Below are 15,116 nucleotides of genomic sequence, written 5' to 3'. Positions count from 1 at the left end.
TTTCTTTTTATTCTACGTCGTCCGTTTCGACCGCTTTTTGGCAAAATACAAAAACAGGGCAAATAATGCGTAAACAGCAACAAGCGCAGCAATAAACGGAATATTTATGCCTGTTTTATCGGCAACAACATAAAATTCCGCCGTTTCGCGATTGATAATAATATCATAGCCTTCGCTGTCGCTCCGCACTAAATCTCCGGCAAGCAGCCCGCGCAATTCTTTGCCAGGTGCAAGCTGTTCATTCGTAATATGCACTTTTTGCGTTTTGCTTGTATTATTAATCGCAATCACTGTTGTTTCCTCTTTATATTGCCGTTTGAATACAGCCATGCCGTCCTTCTCATACAGCAACGTAAAATCGCCTCGTCTTAGTGACGGAAGCTGCTTTCGCAGTTCCCCCAGCTTTTTGATATATTGAATAATTTCATCATCGGCACGGAAATTCATTAAGCGGCGGTTATCGGGGTCTTCTCCCCCGTTCATCGCAATTTCCGTTCCATAATACATAATCGGAATGCCAGGAGCTGAGAATAAATATGATAAAGCAAGCTTTGTTCTGGAAATCGGGTTTTGTTTGTTGTCCAAAGCGAGCTTCGTAAACCGGACCGTATCGTGGTTGTCTAAAAATGTTCCCAGCAAATACGGACGGTCGTAAAATGTTTTATTATACTCCCATACGTCATAAAGCGGCCGCAATGATTGATCCCGTTTCGTCAATGTCGTCGTTACCGCATTGTAAAGCGGGTAATCGATGAAACCGTCAATTCCGTATTTTCCGTAATCCGCAATATAGCGCGGATCATCGGCCCATACTTCTCCAAGCAGCAAGAAGTCTTTTTTAACTGATTTTACTTCTTTGGAAAACTCTTTCCAAAATGATTTTGGCACATGGCGAACAGTATCTAAACGATAGCCGTCAATATCGGTCTGTTTGATCCACCACTTTGCCGCATCAATTAAATACCGCTTCACCTCAGGGTTTTCTTGCGCTAAATCAGGCAGTCCGTATATCCATCCATTTTCTGCTTGTTTTTGGTCATTCCAGTCGAAAATTTCTTTTTTCTCATGAAACCAATCTTTCTTCGCTGGGTCGTTCAGCCATGGATGGTGGTAGCCGGTATGGTTGGCGACAAAATCCAGAATCACCTTCATGTTGCGTTTATGCGCTTCTTTCACTAACGTTTTTAAATCTTCCATCGTGCCAAAATGCGGATCGACTTTGTAAAAGTCTTGAATCCAATAGCCATGATAGCCGCCCGGTTCATTTTTAAAAATCGGTGTCAGCCAAATCGCCGTAAATCCCATATCTTTAATGTAGTCTAGTTTGGCGGTCACTCCTTTTAAATCACCGCCGTGATAGCCTTTTGGGTCATTGACATTAACGTCTTGGTCATTCGTCGGATCCATGTTGTTAAAGCGGTCGACCATAATAAAATAAATTGCCTCATCTTGCCATGTCCGTTCTTCTTTTTCAGCAGCTTGTACCGGAACCGCACAAAAAAGAAGAAACGGAAGCATAAATAAAGCGAATACTCGATTCCCCATTTCCGTTTCCCCCCCCTTTAATCGTAGTATTGTTTGCTTTATCGGAAAGGGGTAATACCATTCTTATCATAACGGTTATTACCCTTTTGTTCCACCTGCTGTTAAGCCAGAAATTAAATAACGTTGCAAGAATAAGAATACGATGGCAATCGGCGCAGCAATTAAAATAGAACCAGCGGCAAAACGAGTAAAGTTATTGGCAAATCGGTCGCTAATAAAGTTAAACAATCCGACTGCAAGCGTATATTTTTCTGGATCACGCAAAACGATAGATGGCAATAAGAAATCAGTAAACGGCGCCATGAAATTGAATAGGGCAACAACCGCTAAAATCGGCTTCGCCAGCGGAAGCATAATTCGGAAAAACACAGCCAAATGTCCTGCACCATCAATGCGTGCCGCCTCATCAAGCTCGCGTGGAATCGTGTCAAAATACCCTTTAACAAGCCAGGCGTTAAACGGAATTTGCCCACCGACATAAATGAGAATAAGTCCCCATAGAGAGTCTAAAAGCCCAAGCATATTTAGTAAAATATAAAGTGCGACCATCGCCATCAATGACGGAAACATTTGTAGCACAAGAAATAAATATAATCCCATTTTCCGTCCAACAAATTGGTAGCGGGAAAACGCATAAGCAATTAATGCTGTAAAAAAGACAGATAAAATAGAATTGGCAAACGCAACGAATAAGCTATTTTTATACCATAGCAAATAATCACTCTGCGGGCTTGTAAATAACCATTTATAATGTTCCAAAGACGGCTTTTCTGGAATTAACGATGCAGAATATAAGCTCGTTCCCGGATTGAATGACATGCTAATGGTCCAAAGAAGCGGATATGCGATAATAACAAACATAAATGCAATAAATAAATAAATCAACGTGACTTCGATTCGTGATTTTGTTTTTCGACTCATTAAATGTTCCCCTCCTCTTTAAAGGAACGTGTACGTCTAAATTGGTATAAAGCAAAGCCGCCCACAATCAATCCGATAATAATGGAAATCGCTGCAGCCATATTGTAGTTGTTTGTCGTAAACGTTAAATCATATACCCAAGAAATTAAAATATCGGTTCCTCCGGCATTTTGACCACGCACTGCCGGACCGCCATCGTTGAATAAATAAATAATATTAAAGTTATTAAAGTTGCCCGCATACTGCATAATCAAAAGCGGTGCAGTCGCATACAATACATGCGGCAACGTAATTGACCGGAATTTTTGCCAGCGTGTCGCCCCATCAATATCGGCCGCTTCATACCAATCGCGGGAAATGCTTTGAAGAACCCCTGTAAATAGCGCAAATACAAACGGAAACCCGAGCCATGTTTGAATTAAAATAAGCGCTACTTTTGTCCAAAACGGATCGGTCATCCACGGGATCATTACACCAAATGCGCTTAAAATATCGCGGTTAATTGCACCAAATTTATCGTTAAACATCGCCGCAAATACAAGAATAGTAACAAACGAAGGGACCGCCCAAGGCAAAATCAACACAGTGCGAATGAATCGCTTGAATTTAATGCGCGGGTCATTGACAAGTACTGCTAAAAACAACCCAAGCGCAATTTGTAACGTCGTTGCGACAATCGTCCAAACAATCGTCCACGAAAAAACGCTAAAAAATGTATTTTGCCAAATTGGCACGGATACTAAGTTTTTAAAGTTTTCAAACCCAACCCAATGCAACAAATGGCGCGGTGGAGAATTATATAAGTTATAATCAGTAAACGCTAGGGATACCATAAAAAGTAGAGGTAGCACGACAATAAATACCAGCATGACAAGACCAGGAGTGACAAATACATATGGAAATCCTTTATCCCATGCGTTTCTACATGATTCGATAAGCGACGGGAATGGCTCTCCCCGCTGCAGACGAAGCGCATCCTTGCGTGCGTCGACAATATTGAAATAATAGAGAACAACTGCAAATACAATGATAATGACAGATACTAGCCCTTGAATCAATAGAAAAATCGAATGATCTACCATTGGGATTTCTCCCAATGTAATAAGCCCCCATAACCCAATATTTAAGAAATTATAAAATGTTGTTAAAAACGCTATTTCAATCACGATAAATAAAATCCCTTTTAGATAACGCCGATTGTATAGTTGTCCCAAGCCTGCAAAAAGGATAGAAAGAATGACGGCGATAGTCGGATTATGCCGCACCTTTTTCTCAGACATGGTGAATCCCTCCTATGCGTGATAAGAATGGTGGATAGAACAGCTCTATCCACCATTCACAGCCCTGATTATTTTCCACCGCCGCTTGCAGCGATTTTATCTTGGATTGTTTTTACTGCTTCTTCTAATACTTCTTTCGGATTATCACCTTTTGCGATAAATTGTAAAGCGTTACCCATTGGCTCCCATACTTGTGACATTTGCGGTACGTTTGGCATTGGCTCTCCGTATTGAATTTGCTCTGCAAATCCGGAAATTAATGGGTTATTTTTAATTTTTTCATTTGTTAACGCTTTTTCATTTGCTGGCATTTCACCCGCAACTTCATAGTAATGAAGTGAATTTTCTTCGTTAGTCACAAATTTCATAAAGTCCGTCGCCCATTCTTTGTTCTTCGAATAAGCAGATAACATCCATGTTTTCACACCGACAAACGATTTTGGATGTTCGCCATTTTCTAATACTGGAAGTGGAGCAGTCGCTAATTTATCCCCTAACGCATCACGATATGTGGCAATGTTCCATGGGCCACTAATAACCGTCGCTACATTTCCTTTTGTAAATAAGCCGTTCATAATATCTTGGTTAATTTCTTTTGGAATGTATCCATTTTTAAACCAAGATTGAACAAGTTCGGCCCCTTTTACAGCTCCATCATTTGCCAACCCGATATCGCTTGTGTCCACTTTGCCATCTTTGTTATGGAACACGTAGCCTCCATACCCTGCAAAGAATGGATAGACAAAATAGAAGTTTGCTGCTTCCATCAAGAAACCATATTGGTCTTTTGCAGCATTTGTTTTTTCTTTCGCGATTTTCATAAGATCTTCCATCGTTTTCGGAGCTTCAGGTACTAAATCTTTGTTGTAGAATAGACCGTATGTTTCCACGACAAAAGGTACACCATAAGTTTGACCGTCATAAGTAACCGCATCAATTGCTGTTTTGTTATATTCGCTTTTTGCATCGCCAAGATCAACTGGATCAGCTAAACCTTGGAGAACAATGTCACCAATGCGGTCATGCGGCTGGAAAAACACGTCTGGACCTTTTCCTGCCGGACCGTCCAGCGCTATTTTTTTCGCTTGATCAAGCATGTTCACAGCGACCATTTCAATTTTGATTCCTGTTTTCTCTGTGTATTTTTTAAAGATATCGCTTAATGCCTGTTTTTGCTTTTCTTCATCATTTACCCAAACAACTAATTTTTCTGGTTTTTTTACATTTTCTGTTGTAGTTTCCTTTTTGTTTTCTTTCACTTGTTCGGTATCACGCTTTGGACCACACGCAGCCAAAACGCCGATCAGAAGAATCATCACCATAAACAATGAAACAACTTTTTTCATATATCCCCCTCCTAAAAGTTAATTCACTTATAGCGCAATCGCTTGTATTAGGAAATCGTTTGCACAAAACTACAAAAAAAGAGTAAGTTATCTATGAAAACGATTGCACCACTCACTTTCATTATACCGTCTATTTTTTATTTGACAAGTTTTTTTCAATAAAAATTTGACTTTTTTGTTCAATTATCCTACTCTTTAAGTACAAAAACATATTTACGTGCAAACGATTGCTCTTGTTAAAGGAGTGGCAAAGAAAATGTTGAAAGAAGCCATTTATCATCGTCCAAAAGATAACTTTGCTTATGCGTACAATGAAAAAACGTTACATATTCGCCTTCGTACGAAAAAAAATGATATCGAAACCGTTTACCTTCTTTATGCTGATCCGTATGAATGGGTAAACGGCGTTTGGCAGCTGAACCGTGCTCCCATGGTGAAAAGCGGGTCAGACGATTTGTTTGACTACTGGTTTATTGAAGTTGTTCCTCCATACCGCCGCCTTCGTTACGGGTTTGAATTAACAGCAGGCAGTGAAACGATAGTATATACGGAAAAAGGTTTTTACAACGAGGCACCAACAGATGATACCGCTTACTATTTTTGCTTTCCTTTTTTAAATAAAATCGATGTATTTCATGCGCCCGAATGGGTAAAAGATACGATTTGGTATCAAATTTTCCCGGAGCGCTTTGCAAATGGAAATCCGTCTTTGAATCCAGAGGGAACGCTACCTTGGGGAAGCGAAGAACCGACACCAACAAGTTTTTTCGGCGGCGATTTTGAAGGGATTATACAACACCTTGATTATCTTGTTGAGCTCGGTATTAACGGCATTTATTTTACTCCTATTTTCTATGCGCCATCTAATCATAAATATGATACGATAGATTATTTTGAAATCGATCCACATTTTGGAGATAAACAAACATTTAAAAAACTTGTTGATCTTTGCCATCAAAAAGGAATAAGAGTGATGCTAGATGCAGTATTTAATCATTGCGGTTACTATTTTGCACCGTTTCAAGATGTACTAAAAAATGGTAATAATTCAAAATATAAGGATTGGTTTCATATTCACGAATTTCCGTTACGGACAGTCCCAAGACCAAACTACGATACGTTCGCATTTGTTGAGCAAATGCCAAAGTTAAATACGGAAAATCCTGAGGTAAAGCAGTATTTATTAGATGTAGCAACATATTGGATTCGCGAGTTTGATATCGATGGATGGCGATTAGATGTAGCAAACGAAGTAGACCACCAATTTTGGCGAGAATTCCGTCAAGCGGTGAAAGCAATCAAACCGGATGTTTATATTCTCGGAGAAATTTGGCACGATGCAATGCCATGGCTTCGAGGCGATCAATTTGATGCTGTCATGAATTATCCATTTACGAATGGCGTTATCCGCTTTTTCGCCAAAGACGAAATCCGTGCTGAACAATTTGCTAATATAATTATGAACGTTCTGCACTCTTACCCAGCAAACGTCAATGAAGTCGCTTTTAACTTGCTTGGCAGTCACGATACACCAAGAATTTTAACGACATGTAACAATGACGTACGAAAAGTCAAACTGCTATTTTTATTCCAACTCTCTTTTACCGGTTCTCCATGCATATACTATGGTGACGAAATTGGTATGACAGGTGGGCAAGATCCAGGATGCCGCAAATGTATGATTTGGGATGAAAGTAAACAAAACCGCGATATATTAGAACATGTGAAAAAACTCATTTCGCTTCGCAAGACTCATCCTGCTCTTGGAAGTCGAGGAAATATTACATTTATTGATGCAAATAATGAAACAAATCATTTAATATATACGAAAACATACAAGCACGAAACGATTTTAGTTATGATCAACAATAACAACAAAAATATTGAAGTCACGGTCCCATTGTCTCTTAAAGGAAAACGGCTAACGAACTTATGGACAAACGAGCAATTTGCTGTAGAAGCAAAAACATTGCGTGCAAACATTCCTCCATACGGTTTTCTCCTCTATCAAGTAGAAAATTGATAAAAGGCGAGAAGGAAATATCCTCTCGCTTTTTTTTACGTGCGATGCACAGTACGGCGATATTCTGTCGGTGTAACTCCTTCTATTTTTTTGAATAGTCTTGAAAAATAGGCGCCATCTTCAATTCCTGCTCTCTTGGCAATCGCTTCAATCGTTTCATTCGTTTCTGCCAACCATTTTTTTGCTTTTGACAAGCGATAATAATTCAAATATTGCACAAAACTCATGCCAATTGTTTTTTGCATGCAACGGGTAATGTAGTCAGGATGAAATCGTAATGATTGGGCGAGCTGCTGAATCGTAATCGGTTCAGCATAATGCCGTTCGATGTAAGCAACCGCTTCGGCACACACTTTTTCAGAAGCGCTTGGAATATGCAGCTCCTGTTTTTGCAATTGCCAAATGAATTCAACAAAATAGAGTAATTGCTTTAATGAACGATCTGGATCTCTCTCCTCATTCAGCTCGACTAATTGTTGAAGCAATTGTTCGATGCGTTCCCTTTGCTTTACTTTCGCATATTGCCGTATCCAAAAACGATATTGAACCGACTCGACATATGTTGCTTCCCTCTCAATGACATTTTGCCAGCTTAACGACTGTTTTGGAACGACGTCATATCCTCCTTCGATCGTAAAATGAAGCCAAACTAGTTGTGTTTCTTCCGTGCAAGGATAATGCCCGTAATGCTCTCTTCCCGGAATAAGAATAAGATATTCTCCTTCTTTTACAGCAAATTCCTTGTTTTCTTCTGTCATATATAAGCATCCCTTTTTCACATATAACAAATCAAACACAGAAAACGTCCGTCGAAAATGTTTTTGTCCTTTTGGAAATACGCTTTCTGCCCCTTTAATAAAAATCGGAAACGGCGGAAAAGAAAATGTTATGTATTCCATTCCAAACATCCTTTCACATGTCGGAAATATACAAATCAAATCGCTCTTTTCTCTTCTTATTATGCAATAAACTAGATAAACTTGATATAGTTTTAAAGTCGGAATGATTAAAGGAGTTGTCTTGATGAACACCGATCAGAAAAAGCTTTCCTTATTTGCGCTGACATGGCCGATTTTTATTGAAACGCTATTATATATGGTCATGGGAAATGCCGATACATTGATGCTAAGCCAGTATTCGGATCACTCTGTTGCCGCTGTCGGCGTAGCGAATCAAATTATTGCTGTGATTATTGTCATGTTTAATTTTATTGCCTTAGCCACTGCCGTCTTAGTGGCGCAATATTTGGGGGCTGAAAGAAAGCAGCATGCAGTGGAAGTTTCGCTCATCTCTATCGCTGTTAACTTTTTGTTCGGCCTTGTACTTAGCAGTGTGCTATTCTTTTTCGGAAAGCCAATTTTATATACGATGAAACTATCGAACCATTTGCTTACAGAGGCGAACGACTATTTAATGATCGTCGGCGGATTTTTATTTATTCAAGCGCTCATTATGACCATTGGAGCTATATTAAAAAGCTATGGTTTTACCCGTGAAACGATGTACGTAACCATCGGCATGAACATACTGAATGTGATTGGCAACTACTTATTTATTTTTGGACCGTTCGATTTTCCAGTATTAGGAGTAAAAGGGGTGGCAATCTCGACAACCGTCAGCCGTCTCATCGGATTGATCGTTATCTTTTCTTTATTATTGAAACGGACAAAAATGCCATTTTCATTATCCGTTCTTCGTTCTTTGCCATTTCATCATATCCGGGATCTATTGAAAATCGGAATTCCATCCGCTGGAGAACACTTGGCGTACAATACGGCGCAAATGCTTATTACGTATTTTATTACTTGGCTTGGAGCAGAAGCGTTGACAACGAGAGTATATACGCAAAATATTATGATGTTTGTTTTTTTATTTGGCATTGCGATAAGTCAAGGGACGCAAATTCTTGTCGGCCATCTCGTCGGGGCCGGACGCTATACAGAAGCATATACACGTTGTTTAAAAAGTTTGCGCAGCGCCATCGTCATCTCGATCACGATGGCATCGATTAGTTTCATTTTCTCAAGACAGCTGCTTTCATTGTTTACAGATAATGAACAAATTATCGAAACAGGCCGATTGCTTCTCTTATTGACAATAGTATTAGAGCCCGGACGTTCGTTTAATCTCGTCATCATTAGTTCACTGCGGGCAGCTGGAGATGTTAAATTTCCAGTATATATGGGGATATTGTCCATGTGGGGCGTTAGTGTTGCCATTTCCTATTTTCTCGGTATTGAGGCTGGTTTAGGACTGATTGGGGTATGGATTTCCTTTATTGCTGATGAATGGCTGCGTGGATTGCTGATGTTATGGCGTTGGCGTTCGAAAGTGTGGATGAGAAAATCACTTATACCAAGCATAGAAACTGCATAGACAAAAAGAGCTGCGACAAAGGCAGCTCTTATTCTTTTATGGTAATGCCGTATTTTTGGAACCAAACATGCACTTGACCAAGATACGCCAATAGTTGTGGTCCTGTCATTAACTGTCCAAACCAAGGCGCTTGGAATGATTTTCCTTCTGTTTCCACTAACTCTTCTAATTTTTTCGCATCAAAAAATTCATAAAGAATCGATGAGCGGTCGTGCAATAATTCTTTTACCCAATTTTTTACTAGCTTCGTATAAAGCGGATGGTGGGTTTTCGGATACGGGTTTTTTTTGCGATATAACACTTCCTCTGGTAAAATTCCTTCCAATGCCTTGCGCAAAATGCCTTTTTCGCGGTTGCCGTACATTTTCATCTCCCAAGGAATATTCCAAACATATTCTACTAACCGATGATCGGCAAACGGCACGCGAACTTCCAAACTCGCGCCCATACTCATGCGGTCTTTTCGATCCAAAAGCGTTGTCATAAACCAAATCATGTTCAAATAAAACAATTCGCGCCGCTTCGCATCTTCCGCGCTTTCCCCTTCCAGTCTTGGAACCTCCGCGATCGTTTCACCAAAGCGCTTTTGTACATATTCATCCAGCTGCAATTTCTTTCTCCAATCTTCTTTTAATAAATCCATCCGTGCCTCTGTCGAACGCATCCAAGGGAATCCGTTCCGCGCTAAATCGTCAGGACGGTGAAACCATGGGTAGCCGCCAAAAATTTCGTCCGCACATTCCCCGGATAAACTAACGACAAAATCTTTTCTTATTTCTTTGCAAAACCATAGCAACGAAGAGTCCACATCCGCCATGCCTGGGACATCACGGACGATCACCGCTTCCTGTAAATGATGAAACAAATCTTCCTGACTAATGACACAATGATGATGGACGGTTTGGAATGTTTTTGACATTAGTTCAATCCAAGGCGCATCGGCATTTGGCTGAAAATCATTTGCTTTGAAATATTGGTCGTTCCCTTCATAATCAATCGAATACGTATGAAGTCGCCCTTTTCCTTCCTTTTCAAACGCCATTGCGGCAATGGCAGTAATGGAACTGGAATCAACCCCTCCTGATAAAAACGTACAAACAGGCACATCAGAAACAAGTTGGCGCGTAACAGCATCGATAAGAAGAAAACGGAGTTTTTCTACCGTTTCACCGAACGAATCTCTATGCACATCGCTTTGAACATTCCAGTAACGCCATACTTTTATTCCTTTACGGGAAAACGTTAGAGCATGCGCTGGGCGCAATTCTTTCATTCCGCGAAACACGCCATGCCCTGGTGTCCGTGACGGACCTAATCCAAACACTTCTGCTAGTCCTTCATAGTCCACTTCTGCTTTTACTTCCGGATGTGCCAAAATTGCTTTCATTTCTGAGCCAAACAAAAGACTATCATGGACATGCCGATAAAAAAGTGGCTTCACGCCAAGTCGGTCCCGCGCTAAAAATAGCTGTTCGCGCTGTTCATCCCAAATCGCAAAAGCAAAAATTCCGTTAAAATAATCAACACAGTGCTCTTTCCACTCTATATAAGCGTTTAATAATACTTCCGTATCCGAATGCCCTTGGAATGTATACCCCTTTTTTAATAGTTCTTTACGAATGTCTTCTGTATTATATAATTCTCCGTTATAACAAACGGTATAACGATACCCATTTTTCATTCTTGTCATCGGCTGTTTGCCGCCTGCTGGGTCGACCACGATAAGCCGCTTATGTCCAAATGCGGCATGTTCGCTAAACCAAGCATTCGTATCGTCAGGTCCACGTTTCGCTAATGTTTCTGTCATTTTAGAGATAATCTCTTTTTCCATTCGCAAGTCGCGCTGAAAATCAACCCAACCGGTGATACCACACATACGAACCAATCCTTTCTTGATAGATAACAAAAAAGCTATTTTTAACATAACACGTCCCGAACGCCATACCTTTTCTTTTCCTTAGCTAAGCCAAGCTATCTCGCGCTTGAGGGATTTTATCATAGTTCTTCCCGCCTTCGCTTTCTTTTTAATTTGGCATTCTCCGTATTGGCATGATTCCATTTTATGCAGCACCTCTCATTTCGATGAATTGTCCGATTGTAAGAACGATGTGAATAAATGGAAGACAATTTGGCAAAACAGGAAATAAAGGAGGAGGAAAAGTGAACATCGAACATCGTCTTCAATGCATAAATGAACAAAAACGCGCTTATATACAAGGAACGATTGAATTCGTAAACGACGAGTGGATCTTTTTTGATGAAGAAGATGAGGAAGCATCATTACTTGAGGAAATGACAGAAGGAAATATAGAGATTTTCCGCCATGGTCATTGGATGTGCGGCCAATTACAAAAAGACGGGATGGTCGATATAGGGATCGAAGTTTTCCCGCTTCAAAGCGGCGAACACGTCCGTTTTCGAAAGCGGCTTCCATACGCTTATCAACAATGGCTCGAATCGCTTTCGGATAAAACGTTTTTTCATTTTGTACAGTGGCTAAATGAACTCGGCTTTTCTTTATACGATTGTTTATACTGCTATAATGGATTGTTATTTAAAAAATATTCTGGTGTTAATTTTATTATTTATGATAATACTGAATTCATTAGCAACGTCCAACATTACTATGAGCGTGGAGATACATATAAAGACCGCTTTGAAATCACATTTAATACCGGAAAACGGTTTATTTGCGCGCACATCGGATAATGGGGAAAGAGTTGTTTTCTTTCCCCAATTCTCTATTTGTGGCTTACCGTCATATATGTTGACAATTCTTCTGCGGTTACCGGACGATACAATGCATATCCTTGTGCGTGATGGCAATGCAGCATTTTTAACAATTCCAGCTGCTCGACCGTTTCCACCCCTTCGGCTACTGTTTTTAGCCCTAATCCGTGCCCCATCGTAATAATTGCCTTTACGATCGCGATATCCGAAGAATTTGTATGCATTTGCTCAACAAATGAACGATCAATTTTCAATATGTTTACTGGTAAATTTTTTAAATAACTAAAAGAAGCGTATCCACTTCCAAAATCATCAATAGCAATACCGACACCGAGCTGCTGTAATTCTTTCATTACTTGAATACTGTAATGAAGATTACGAAGCATAGAGTTCTCCGTTAATTCTAAATGTAAGCAATTTGGGGAGAGCTGCGATTGCTCTAGCGCCTGTTTTACATCATCAATAAAGCCTTCATGCTGAAATTGTCTCGCCGACACATTCACAGAAACGAAGAGTTGTTGATTCCATAATTGCTGCCATTTTTTTGTTTGTTTGCAAGCCGTTACTAACACCCATCTTCCAATTTCATGAATGAGCCCCGTCTCTTCTGCTAGTGAAATAAATTCATTCGGTCTAACAAGTCCTAGCTTGGGATGGCGCCAACGAATTAATGCTTCGTTTCCGACAATAACACCTTTATGTATATCAATAATCGGCTGATAGCATAGAAAAAATTCTTGATTTTCCAGTGCTTTTCGCAAATATCTCTCCATCTCTAAACGGTATAACGTTTCTTCATTCATTTTTGCAGAATAAAATTGTATTCGATTTCCCCCACTCTGTTTTGCTCTATTTAGGGCGATATCAGCATTTTTGAGCAATGAATGTTTATCCACACCATCGTTTGGATAGAAGCTGATTCCAATACTTATAGTGATAAAAAATTCTTTGTTTTCATATACAATCGGCTTCATCACTTCTTTTGAAATGTGTGCTGCTGTTTTAAACACTCCTTCTGAATCGGTGCGCTCTGTTAAAAGTAAACAAAACTTATCCCCATGAAACCTTCCTAAATACGCTCCAGCTGGCAAAACATGCTGAATGCGCTGAACGACTTGTTTTAAAATTTCATCTCCCGCATAATGCCCTATACTATCGTTAACTAGCTTAAAACGGTCTAAATCGATGAATACGACTGCTAGCTTCCTATTTTTTTGCTTCGCCTTTTCTAACTGTTCATCGATGATTTCCATAAACTTTGTCCGGTTTGGAAGATGGGTATCCGGGTCATAATACGCTAAATATGAAATTTTTTCTTCCGCTTTTTTTTGTTCGGTAATATCTCTTCCAATCCCGTAAATGCCTACTTTTTTCCCATCAACGATAATTGGAACGTTTTTAATTTGGAATAATAATGTTTCCCCTGATTTTGTAGGAATCTCCAAATTATAATATTGAATTTTTCCACGCAAAGCTCGATAAAAATGTCTGCTAACACGAGGTACATCATTCGGATGCATGTATTTTAAAGCGTTCGTATGTAAAATTTCCTCTTTTGTGTAACCTAGAATTTTCTCGAAAGCGGGATTCACGTTCGTAAAATTCCCATGTAAATCAGTAGAATATACAATATCTGTATTATGTTCAAAAAGTGATTGTGATATTTGTACATGAACGCGAAGCCTCTCCATTTCTCGAGAGGAGGTGGACATTAAATTCGCTAGCGTCATCACCCCTTGAAACATCTCAGGAATAGATAAAGAAACGGAAGCACTGCTATTCTCTCCGTTCTGATTTCCCTCCGATAACGCAAGCATGCTAAAAGTGGCTGAACGTATATCTCTATCCTTGATCACCAGTTCTACAAATATAAATGGCGTAAAAGTAGGAGCAACTTGCTCCAGCGTTGTCGTTATTTGCTCTAGCACTGGATATGCATAGCCTTGTACGGCGATGCTACGATAGAAAAAAATCGCTTCCGTGTATTTTTTCGTCAATTTGTTTAATTCATCGGATATAGTCCAAACCAATGACGTTAAATGAACGTAGCTAAACTTAACCTTCTCCCCTTGATGGACGTAACCGTTTAGTTCAATAGAACCATCCTCATTTACTTTAACGATGGATAAACATTCTTTATGGCCATTTTTCTCAATAATGAACGGAAATTCCGCTCCTGAAAAAGGCAATCGATCGATAAATTCCTTTCCTAAATAACGTTGCAGCAATTTTATTGCTTTTTTTCCATCAAGCTCGTATAACTTATTTCCGCTGCATTTCGTTATTCGAAAAGCAGTGCCAACTGGTTCCCATAAAAACGGATGTGATGATTGAACACGAAAAGCAGAACCGTTAAAACTAATTGCCAGCATACCGCCAGTGACAAATCCTTCATGCGAAAACAAACGCTCTCCTTCATTAATTCGCCCGGCAATCACAACCGTTTTTTCATTTGCTAGTGGTATATGGCGAATAAGGGAATGAAGATTGCTATTCTGGTCAGTAAATAAAAGAAGAAGATTTGTTTCTTCCGTTATAAGCGTATCCGAAATATATGTTACAAGCTCAAGTTCATTTGCAAATTCTTCGTATGATAATAAAACAGAGTGAACGCTAACTTTTTCGAACACAGTAAAACATATAAAAAATTTGTCATCGAAACCAAAATGTTCGCCGTATGTGACGCCAAATAGCTGCGCTTGTGGAAGATAACGCTGAAGCAACCCAATCATTTTCCGAAGTTCAAGCTGATCGACTTTATTGGCTGCAACTTGTACAAAAATATGTTCATATTGGGCAAGGTGGTGCTGTGCGATAAAGTCATACAATTCTTCTGTATTATGACAATGTAGACGGTACATGTTCATTCATTTTCACCACTCTTATGCGAATATT

10 protein-coding genes are annotated in these 15,116 nt (G+C 39.6%); 3 read left to right on the top strand and 7 right to left on the bottom strand.

Annotated elements, in window-relative coordinates:
- Positions 1–12 precede the first annotated feature (12 nt).
- The 4 genes from B9L23_RS04075 to B9L23_RS04060 form a co-directional block, all read right to left on the bottom strand.
- The gene (locus tag B9L23_RS04075; RefSeq protein ID WP_089096919.1) at positions 13–1,545 is read right to left on the bottom strand and encodes an alpha-amylase family glycosyl hydrolase; all 1,533 of its coding nucleotides are present in this window, start codon (positions 1,543–1,545) and stop codon (positions 13–15) included.
- A gap of 78 nt (positions 1,546–1,623) precedes the next feature.
- Positions 1,624–2,466, bottom strand: a complete 843-nt coding sequence (locus B9L23_RS04070; RefSeq protein WP_012749390.1) for a sugar ABC transporter permease — start codon at positions 2,464–2,466, stop codon at positions 1,624–1,626.
- A complete protein-coding gene (locus B9L23_RS04065) occupies positions 2,466–3,746 on the bottom strand; it encodes a sugar ABC transporter permease (RefSeq protein WP_012749389.1) in 1,281 nt (426 codons plus the stop codon). Before B9L23_RS04065 ends, B9L23_RS04070 begins: the two co-directional genes overlap by 1 nt.
- Before the next feature lie 68 nt (positions 3,747–3,814).
- Positions 3,815–5,092: a sugar ABC transporter substrate-binding protein gene (locus B9L23_RS04060; RefSeq protein WP_089096918.1), complete on the bottom strand. Its 1,278-nt coding sequence runs from the start codon at positions 5,090–5,092 to the stop codon at positions 3,815–3,817.
- 256 nt (positions 5,093–5,348) lie between these two features.
- Here B9L23_RS04060 and B9L23_RS04055 point away from each other — a divergent pair, with 256 nt between their 5' ends.
- Positions 5,349–7,115, top strand: a complete 1,767-nt coding sequence (locus B9L23_RS04055) for an alpha-glycosidase (protein WP_089096917.1) — start codon at positions 5,349–5,351, stop codon at positions 7,113–7,115.
- Between the two features lie 35 nt (positions 7,116–7,150).
- Here B9L23_RS04055 and B9L23_RS04050 read toward each other — a convergent pair whose 3' ends face one another.
- The gene (locus B9L23_RS04050) at positions 7,151–8,014 is read right to left on the bottom strand and encodes an AraC family transcriptional regulator (RefSeq protein ID WP_089096916.1); all 864 of its coding nucleotides are present in this window, start codon (positions 8,012–8,014) and stop codon (positions 7,151–7,153) included.
- 124 nt (positions 8,015–8,138) lie between these two features.
- On the opposite strand from B9L23_RS04050, the gene B9L23_RS04045 reads away from it, so the two are divergent.
- A complete protein-coding gene (locus B9L23_RS04045) occupies positions 8,139–9,491 on the top strand; it encodes an MATE family efflux transporter (RefSeq protein WP_012749386.1) in 1,353 nt (450 codons plus the stop codon).
- Between the two features lie 28 nt (positions 9,492–9,519).
- On the opposite strand, the gene asnB is transcribed toward B9L23_RS04045, so the two are convergent.
- Positions 9,520–11,367: an asparagine synthase (glutamine-hydrolyzing) gene (gene asnB / locus B9L23_RS04040; RefSeq protein WP_089097472.1), complete on the bottom strand. Its 1,848-nt coding sequence runs from the start codon at positions 11,365–11,367 to the stop codon at positions 9,520–9,522.
- 284 nt (positions 11,368–11,651) lie between these two features.
- On the opposite strand from asnB, the gene B9L23_RS04035 reads away from it, so the two are divergent.
- Positions 11,652–12,200: a DUF2777 domain-containing protein gene (locus B9L23_RS04035; protein WP_081188621.1), complete on the top strand. Its 549-nt coding sequence runs from the start codon at positions 11,652–11,654 to the stop codon at positions 12,198–12,200.
- A 32-nt stretch (positions 12,201–12,232) separates the two neighbouring features.
- Here B9L23_RS04035 and B9L23_RS04030 read toward each other — a convergent pair whose 3' ends face one another.
- Positions 12,233–15,088, bottom strand: coding sequence for an EAL domain-containing protein (locus B9L23_RS04030; protein WP_089096915.1), 2,856 nt, complete (start codon positions 15,086–15,088; stop codon positions 12,233–12,235).
- Positions 15,089–15,116: the final 28 nt, after the last annotated feature.

It is taken from the genome of Parageobacillus galactosidasius, assembly GCF_002217735.1.
Classification (GTDB): Bacteria; Bacillota; Bacilli; order Bacillales; family Anoxybacillaceae; genus Parageobacillus_B; species Parageobacillus_B toebii.
Note: the sequence above shows the minus strand (reverse complement) of the source record. Positions and strands in the feature narration are given on the sequence as shown.

Excerpts from the sequence above, each read along its gene's own strand:
- B9L23_RS04075 (WP_089096919.1), bottom strand. The coding sequence starts at position 1,545 with ATGGGGAATCGAGTATTCGCTTTATTTATGCTTCCGTTTCTTCTTTTT.
- B9L23_RS04070 (WP_012749390.1), bottom strand. The coding sequence starts at position 2,466 with ATGAGTCGAAAAACAAAATCACGAATCGAAGTCACGTTGATTTATTTA.
- B9L23_RS04065 (WP_012749389.1), bottom strand. The coding sequence starts at position 3,746 with ATGTCTGAGAAAAAGGTGCGGCATAATCCGACTATCGCCGTCATTCTT.
- B9L23_RS04060 (WP_089096918.1), bottom strand. The coding sequence starts at position 5,092 with ATGAAAAAAGTTGTTTCATTGTTTATGGTGATGATTCTTCTGATCGGC.
- B9L23_RS04055 (WP_089096917.1), top strand. The coding sequence starts at position 5,349 with ATGTTGAAAGAAGCCATTTATCATCGTCCAAAAGATAACTTTGCTTAT.
- B9L23_RS04050 (WP_089096916.1), bottom strand. The coding sequence starts at position 8,014 with ATGGAATACATAACATTTTCTTTTCCGCCGTTTCCGATTTTTATTAAA.
- B9L23_RS04045 (WP_012749386.1), top strand. The coding sequence starts at position 8,139 with ATGAACACCGATCAGAAAAAGCTTTCCTTATTTGCGCTGACATGGCCG.
- asnB (WP_089097472.1), bottom strand. The coding sequence starts at position 11,367 with ATGTGTGGTATCACCGGTTGGGTTGATTTTCAGCGCGACTTGCGAATG.
- B9L23_RS04030 (WP_089096915.1), bottom strand. The coding sequence starts at position 15,088 with ATGAACATGTACCGTCTACATTGTCATAATACAGAAGAATTGTATGAC.